This is a genomic window from Streptomyces sp. NPDC051180 (assembly GCF_040689545.1).
Taxonomy (GTDB): domain Bacteria; phylum Actinomycetota; class Actinomycetes; order Streptomycetales; family Streptomycetaceae; genus Streptomyces.
In genome coordinates this window covers 1-6881 of the sequence record NZ_JBFBBC010000037.1, presented here as the reverse complement: position 1 = coordinate 6881, position 6881 = coordinate 1, and the positions used below count along the sequence as shown (strand labels likewise).

Sequence of the window (6881 nt, the reverse complement as noted above, 5' to 3'; positions counted from 1 at the left end):
GCCCGTGAACGTCTCCACCCACACCGGCTCAGCCCGCAACACCCCACCCATACAGGGAAAATGCCCAGAACTGAGCCTTCTGCAACACCCTTTAGACCGCTAGACCGCCACCGGCTCCTCCCGTCGGCGCTCCACCACCGCCGTCCGGGCCTCCGCGAAGGCCAGGCCGGTCACGGCGGCGAGCAGGAGGAGCGTCCCGAGGACGATGGCGGTGGTGAGCTCCTCGCCGAGGAGCGAGACGGCGATGACGGCCGCGCTCACCGGCTCCAGGAGCATGATCACGGAGACGGTGGCGGCCCGGACGACGGCCGCCCCGGCGAAGTAGAGCGCGTATGCCAGCGCGGTGGGCACCGCGGCCACGTAGAGGAGCAGGAGCACCACGCTCAGGGGCGCGTCGGTGTGCGGCACGAACCCCTCGGCGAGCGCGGCGGGCAGCAGTCCGGCCGCTCCGATGGCGAAGGCCCAGGTGGTCGTCGCCAAGGCGTCCCTGCCTCCGCCGCCGCGGCCGAGCCACCGGGTGAGCAGCGTGATCGCCGCGTACCCGGCCGCCGAGACGACGGCCAGGACCACGCCCAGGGGCCGTACTTCCGTCGCTCCGCCGCCCAGGACCAGCACGGCGAGCCCGGCCAGCGCCCCCGTGACGGCGGTGATCCCGCCCCGGCCGAGGCGCTCGCCCATGGTGAGCCGGGCACCGACCGCGATGAGGACGGGGCCGGCTCCGAGGGTCACGACGGTGCCGACCGCGAGTCCCGTGGCCTGGACGGCGGCGAAGTAGGCGCTCTGGAAGACGGTGAGCCCGATCCCGGTACCGAGGATGCGGGCCGTCCGGCGGCCGCGGGTCTCCCCCGCGGTGCGGGCGGCGGCGCGCCGCGGCCGGAGTGCGAGCGCACCGAGCAGCAGGACGAGTCCGCCCACGCAACGCCAGAACGACAGGGCCAGCGGACCCATGTCGCTGATGCGGAAGATCAGCGAGGCGGCGGCGCCGGCCGTGCCCCAGGCGATGCCGGCGACGATCAGATAGAGCAGGCTCCGCCCGACGGACAGGGCGGATTCCGAGGAGTTCGACACGTGACTTCTCCGTGGAAGACAGGAGGGAAAGGTGGTCGCTGGGATCCGCGCGCGGGCAGCGACGAACCGCTCGGGGGCGGGGAACCGCCCGGCCGAGCCCGGTCTTCGTCGAGGAGGAGTCCTCCGCGCGCGCTAGGCGGCGGGAGGCGGAAGCACGGTCTTCTGCATGGCCCGCACCCTACGGTCCGGTTCGTCCGCCGGACAACTCCGGGTCCCGCCCGGCCGTGGAGTCGCCGGCGCCGGGACCGGCACCCGCCACGACACCGGACACGGCACCGAGACCGCCACCGAGCTCGGTGGCGACGGCGGGTGCCGCCTCCCCCTGCGGCCCGGAGCCCGCCACGGGCCCCGCCGCCGGGCTCTTCGGCGTCGACGACTGGGCGATGAACGCGCCGACGAGCACGACGGCACCACCGATGATCTGGGGCGCCTCCAGGTGCTCGCCGAGCAGCACCCATGCCAGGACGGTCGCGATCACGGCTTCCAGGCAGGCCACGACCCCCGCCACCTGCGGGGAGAGCCGGCGCACCGAGATGACTCCGGTGACGTACGCGAGGACGGTGGCGATGAGGATGATCCAGCCGAGCAGCAGCCATGCGGGCACGCTGCTGCCGTCCATGTCGGCGCGGCCTCCGAGGAGCGCCCAGTCCATGTTCCAGGGGCGGGCGACCACGGTGAGGACGAGCGCGCCGATGAGGAGTCCGTACGCGATGACGCCGAGCGGGTCGGCCTGCTCGGCCTCGTCGGAGCCCTGGTCGGAGAGGACGAAGTAGCCGACCTGGCAACATGCGGCGGCGAGCGCGAGCAGCAGACCGAGCAGGTCGAAGCTCAGGCCGGACCACACCTGGACGACACACGCGAGCCCGCCGGCGGCGAGGATCACGCCGAGGGCGGCGGCGCGCGTCACGGGCCGGCGCTGCACGAAGCGGACCCAGCCCAGGACGAGGGCGGGCGCGAGGTACTCGATGAGAAGGGCGACGCCGACGGGTATCCGGGAGATCGAGGCGAAGTAGAAAGCCTGGACGCCGGCGACGGCGAGCAGGCCGAAGCCCACGAGGAGAGCGGGTTTGCGGCGCAGGAGGTCCCGGTGACGCCACGCCACCGGCAGCATGACGAGCGCGGCACCGGCCACGCGGAGCCACACCACATGCAGCGGGTCGAGCCCCGCCTCGATGAGCGGCTTCGCCGCCACACCTGAACCACCGAATGCGAAGGCCGAGGCCAGGGCTAGTCCCAGGCCGGCGCTTCTCCCCTGAGACGCGTGCATCAGGCCATCATGACAGGGCGCCGTCAGGTGCGTAACCCCCGTCACACCTGTTGAGACGACTCCTCACCGCGGGTGTCGGGGCGGATATCGGAACGGAAGCCCGCATCGGCACGGCCGTGGTCCTCCGACACCCCGTCACCGGGGCCGCCGGTCGTCCCCGACGCGGCGCCCGCACCGCTGTCGCCGCCGCCCACGGCCAGGGCTCCCACGCCTGGACCTGCCACCACACCCGCCACCACACCGACCGCCGCATCCGCATCCGCATCCGCATCCGAGTACGGGTCCGTGTCCGTGCGCATGTCCCTGCGCCCGTCCGCGGCACCAGCGGATCGAGGCCGCGCGTTCTCGCACTCCTCGACCCCGGCGGCCAGCGCAGCCGGATCGACCCCCGCGCGGCGCAGGATCTCGGCGGCGCGGCTCTCGGGGTCGGCGGCGATGACGGCGAGGAGATCGAGTCCGTACACCCGGTCGTCGCCGCGCTCGGCGGCCCGACGGAAGGCGCCTTCCCACGCGGTGGTCGCGGCCGGTGACCAGCCGGAGGCAGCCGCGTCCCGGGACGCGGTCTCGCGCACGGCGGGGAGCAGGCAGCCGGCGCCGGAGTCCTCCACCGAGCGCTGCCAGCGCAGGCCGTAGCCGATGGACCGCTGGGCCAGGTAGCCGAGGACGCGGGCGAGCCGGGTGCCGTCGCCGAACGCCTCGGTCACCTCGGGGTCGGTTTCGAGGAGTCCGTGCAGGAGGTGGGCGGTGTCGATCTGCCGGTCGCCGTCCCGGAGCGCTCTGCGGCGGGCGCCCGTCACGACCGCGCCGAGCGAGGGCGTCAGGAAGGACGCGAGCTCCGCGCGCAGGGCGGCGGGCTGCCGGGGCGGCGGGGGAAGCGGGACGGGATGGTGCACCCTCCCACCTCATCAGGCGAGGGCGGCCAGGGCATCACCGGGGAGAAGCATGTCCGCATCCCACCGGAGTTGGGCACGGGTGCACGGTTCCTCCTCCTTGCGGATGAGATTGCGTTTCGCGCCCCGAAGGGGCGCGCGCCGCCTTGCCTCGCGCCCCTCCTGCAACCACGGGCCGCTTGCCCCACGTCTTCCGGTCGTGTTCTGGATGGTGGCCCTGCTCGCGTTCGACGGGCGGCAGTACGTGTACCGGGTGTACGCGCCCCGGGAGGCACTGCCGGCGGATCTGTTCTGGGCCGCCTTCCACTGCCACGAGGAGGACGGGGCGCCGCGCGCCTCGGACAGCTTCGACGCGGCCGAGATCCGGTGGATCGGGGACGGCGCGGGACCTGCCGCCGCAGAACTGACGGTTCATCAGTATTGAATGTTCACGGCCACCCCGCTACGTTCCGCGACACCGGAACCCAGTTGGCACGCGTGAAGGGGTGGTCTCATGGCCGAAGTCAGCGCGGAGGCACGGATCGAGGCGCCGACCGGGAAGGTCTGGGCACAGCTCACGGACTTCTCCTCGTACGGCGAGTGGAACGCCACCCACACCGACTTCCCCGGCGGCGGGCCGGCGCCTCTCGCGGCGGGAGCGACCTTCACCGAGAACATGAAGCTGATGGGCTTCCCGGCCGAGGTGCTCTGGACGGTCGAGGAGCTGGAGCCCGAGCGGGCCTTCGCCATCAAGGGGAAGGGCCCCATGGGCGTCATGGTCACGACCCGCTACTCGCTGGAGGCGGACGGGGACGCGACGACCGTGCGGATCGACGGGGAGTTCACCGGTGCGGCGGTGTCCCTGATGGCCGGCAAGCTCAAGGACTCGGCGACGGCGGCGCTCACCGAGTCCCTGCGCAAGCTCTCGGGCCTCGTCGTCTGATCCGTACGCACGGCGAGGGCCCCGCGGCGGTACGCCGCGGGGCCCTCGCCGCATGGGTGCCGGGTGCGCCCCGGCGACCGGCGGCCGATCGACGGCCGACCGTCAGTCCTCGTCGGCCAGGATCAGGTACAGCTTCTTGCGGGCCTCGTTGATCACGCCGACCGCCTTCTGACGCTGCTCGGGGGTGCCGGTCTTCCAGACCTGCCCGAACGCCTCCATCAGACCGAAACCGGCCTGCCGGATCTCGTTCACGGCCTCCCAGTCGACCCCGCGACCGGCCTCCTCCCACGGAGCGTCCGGGCCTTCCTCGGCCTCGGCGCGTCCCGTGTCGGTGAGCGTGAACAGCTTCTTGCCGCCCTCGCTCGCGCTGGTGATCAGGCCCTCGTCCTCCAGCATCTGGAGGGTCGGGTAGACCGAACCCGGACTGGGCTTCCAGGCCCCGTCACTGCGCTCGCCGATCTCGCGGATCATCTCGTAGCCGTGCATCGGCCGGTCCTTCAGCAGCGCCAGGATCGAGGCGCGCACGTCACCGCGCCGCGCCCTCCCCCGACCGCCGCCACCACGCCCGCGCCCTCCGAAGCCGCCCCCGAAGGGACCCCCTCCGAAGCCCGGGCCGAAGGGCCCGAACGCGGCCCGTCGCCCTTCGAAGTCCCCGCGGGGGCCGCAGCCTCCACGACCGGCTCCGTGTCCGTCTCCGTACTCGTGTCCATGTGAACGCATCGCAACGCTCCTTCCATCGGGATTCATCGTCGAACTGTCGCGATGCCTCAACGATATATCGGAACTGTTCGGCGAGCAACTACCGAACGAGCCCCGGGACGAAAGCCGCCCCGGGACGCCGCAGGGATGCCACCTGACACCCCGCGGCACCCACGACCCCGTGTGGCGCCATGTGGTGCCACATGGCGCCACGCAATGACATACGCACACCGGAAGCGCCACCGCGACCCCGACCGCACGATCCACCCACCCCACATTTCCGCAGGTCAGCACCACCCTCCCGCAAGGACGGCTGCGACGACACCCGAGGCGCTTGCCAATGGCGCCACGATGGTGCCATGATGGCGTCATGGATCTCACCCCGTATGTCGACACTCTCCGCCGCGAACTCGCGGTGGCCGCCGAAGCCGGCGGCGAGGAAGCCCGCGAGCTGGCCGACCGGCTCACCGCGCCTCTGGAGTCGGCGGCCCGGCTGACCATGCTCAACGTGCTGTCCGCGGCGACGGACGAGATCACCCGTGAGCTCGCTCCCGGCTCGGTCGACGTCAGGCTGCGGGGGCTGGACCCCGACTTCGTGGTGACGCTGCCGCCCACCGTCGGCAGCGCCGCCAACGAGCCCCCCGCCCCGGCCGAGCCGCTCGCGGCCCCGGCGCCCGCCGAGGGCGACGAGGGCGGCACCGCCCGGGTCAACCTCCGCCTGCCGGCCCACCTCAAGACCCGCGCCGAGGAGGCGGCCTCCCGCGAGGGCCTGTCGGTCAACGCCTGGCTGACCCGCGCCGTGGCGGCCGCGGTCGAGGGCGGCGGCCGACCGCGCACGACGGAGAAGGCCCAGTCCGTCGGACAGAACTTCACGGGCTGGGTGCGCTAGACCGCGCTCCCGCCCGCCCGCACCACTTCACCCAGACCACGTCCCACCAGCGGGGACGCCCTGAAGACCCAAGAGGACGGGACAGCCATGCCTTCTTTCGACACTCCCGAACCGATCTCGGCCACGGCTCGCGTGGACGCCGGCTCCATCCAGTTCACCGCGACCGACCGCCTCGACACGGTCGTCGAGGTACGGCCCCGCGACCCGAAGAAGGACCAGGACGTCCGCGCCGCGGAGCAGACCGAGGTGTCCTGCGCGGGCGGCGTCCTGACGGTCAGGACGCCCAAGCAGCGCTACCTCGTCGGACGTACCGGCACGGTCGACGTGACGGTCGAGCTCCCCACCGGTTCGAACGTCGAGCTGACCGGCTCGTGGGCACAGGTCCTCGGCGAGGGGCGGCTCGGCGAGGTCCGCGTGAAGACCTCCGCCGGTGACGTACGGCTGGACAGCACCGGCCCGCTGCACCTGACGGCCTCGCACGGTTCGATCACCGTGGACCGGGTCGAGGGCAAGGCGGAGATCACCACCAGCTCGGGCAGCCTGCGCGTCGGCTCCGTCGACGGCCCCGCGGTCCTGAAGAACTCACACGGCACCACGACGATCGGCACCGCCACCGGCGATCTGCGGGTGAGCGGCGCCAACGGCGACATCGACATCGCGCGCGCCGGCGGCTCGGTCGTCGCCACCACGGCCCACGGCACCCTGCGCCTCGGCGAGGTCGTACGCGGCACGGTCCAGCTGGAGACCTCGTACGGCGCCATCGAGGTCGGCATCCGGGAGGGCACCGCCGCCTGGCTCGACGTCAGCTCCGGCTCCGGCCAGGTGCGCAACACGCTCACCGCCTCCGAGACCCCGTCGGAGACGGAGGACACCGTCGAGGTCCGCGCCCGCACCCGCCACGGCAACATCGACATCCGCCACTCGCGGGGCTGACCCCCTCCACCGCCCAAGGCTCGGCCCAACCCCCTCACTCACCCCTTCGAAAGGGAGGGCTCCATGCCTTCTTCTGTCATGAACACGCCCAGGCGCAACGACGCTCCGCAAGCGCCCGCCGCCGTCTCGGCCGTCGGACTGCGCAAGTCCTACGGTGACAAGACCGTCCTCGACGGCATCGACCTGACCATCCCCGAGGGAACCGTCTTCGCC

The 6881-nt window shown here is 72.7% G+C and carries 7 protein-coding genes and 2 pseudogenes; 5 read left to right on the top strand and 4 right to left on the bottom strand.

What is annotated here, in order from left to right:
- Window positions 1–99: 99 nt before the first annotated feature.
- From AB0424_RS30890 to AB0424_RS30880, 3 genes and pseudogenes are all read right to left on the bottom strand, one after another.
- Window positions 100–1068 carry a DMT family transporter gene (locus AB0424_RS30890; RefSeq protein WP_366310222.1) on the bottom strand — a complete coding sequence of 323 codons (969 nt, stop codon included), beginning with the start codon at window positions 1066–1068 and terminating at the stop codon, window positions 100–102.
- Window positions 1069–1246: 178 nt separating this feature from the next.
- The gene (locus AB0424_RS30885) at window positions 1247–2335 is read right to left on the bottom strand and encodes an EamA family transporter (protein ID WP_366310220.1); all 1089 of its coding nucleotides are present in this window, start codon (window positions 2333–2335) and stop codon (window positions 1247–1249) included.
- A gap of 380 nt (window positions 2336–2715) precedes the next feature.
- Window positions 2716–3180 (bottom strand): annotated as a pseudogene (locus AB0424_RS30880) (Clp protease N-terminal domain-containing protein); the annotation flags it as partial.
- A gap of 244 nt (window positions 3181–3424) precedes the next feature.
- Between AB0424_RS30880 and AB0424_RS30875 the strand changes: the two are divergent.
- Window positions 3425–3649 carry a hypothetical protein gene (locus AB0424_RS30875; protein ID WP_366310218.1) on the top strand — a complete coding sequence of 75 codons (225 nt, stop codon included), beginning with the start codon at window positions 3425–3427 and terminating at the stop codon, window positions 3647–3649.
- A gap of 69 nt (window positions 3650–3718) precedes the next feature.
- Entirely contained in the window at window positions 3719–4147 is a 429-nt protein-coding gene (locus tag AB0424_RS30870) for an SRPBCC family protein (RefSeq protein WP_366310216.1), read from the top strand.
- Between the two features lie 102 nt (window positions 4148–4249).
- Here AB0424_RS30870 and AB0424_RS30865 read toward each other — a convergent pair whose 3' ends face one another.
- Window positions 4250–4867, bottom strand: a complete 618-nt coding sequence (locus AB0424_RS30865; RefSeq protein ID WP_366310214.1) for a PadR family transcriptional regulator — start codon at window positions 4865–4867, stop codon at window positions 4250–4252.
- Between the two features lie 349 nt (window positions 4868–5216).
- Between AB0424_RS30865 and AB0424_RS30860 the strand changes: the two genes are divergently transcribed.
- The 3 genes and pseudogenes from AB0424_RS30860 to AB0424_RS30850 all read left to right on the top strand — a co-directional run.
- Window positions 5217–5735, top strand: coding sequence for a hypothetical protein (locus AB0424_RS30860; RefSeq protein ID WP_366310212.1), 519 nt, complete (start codon window positions 5217–5219; stop codon window positions 5733–5735).
- A gap of 87 nt (window positions 5736–5822) precedes the next feature.
- Window positions 5823–6668, top strand: coding sequence for a DUF4097 family beta strand repeat-containing protein (locus AB0424_RS30855; RefSeq protein WP_366310210.1), 846 nt, complete (start codon window positions 5823–5825; stop codon window positions 6666–6668).
- A gap of 63 nt (window positions 6669–6731) precedes the next feature.
- Window positions 6732–6881, top strand: a pseudogene (locus AB0424_RS30850) (ABC transporter); the annotation flags it as partial.

What these genes read in the sequence shown, in the direction of transcription:
- AB0424_RS30885 (WP_366310220.1), bottom strand. Translation starts at nt 2,335, where the DNA reads ATGCACGCGTCTCAGGGGAGAAGCGCCGGCCTGGGACTAGCCCTGGCC.
- AB0424_RS30870 (WP_366310216.1), top strand. Translation starts at nt 3,719, where the DNA reads ATGGCCGAAGTCAGCGCGGAGGCACGGATCGAGGCGCCGACCGGGAAG.
- AB0424_RS30865 (WP_366310214.1), bottom strand. Translation starts at nt 4,867, where the DNA reads ATGCGTTCACATGGACACGAGTACGGAGACGGACACGGAGCCGGTCGT.
- AB0424_RS30860 (WP_366310212.1), top strand. Translation starts at nt 5,217, where the DNA reads ATGGATCTCACCCCGTATGTCGACACTCTCCGCCGCGAACTCGCGGTG.
- AB0424_RS30855 (WP_366310210.1), top strand. Translation starts at nt 5,823, where the DNA reads ATGCCTTCTTTCGACACTCCCGAACCGATCTCGGCCACGGCTCGCGTG.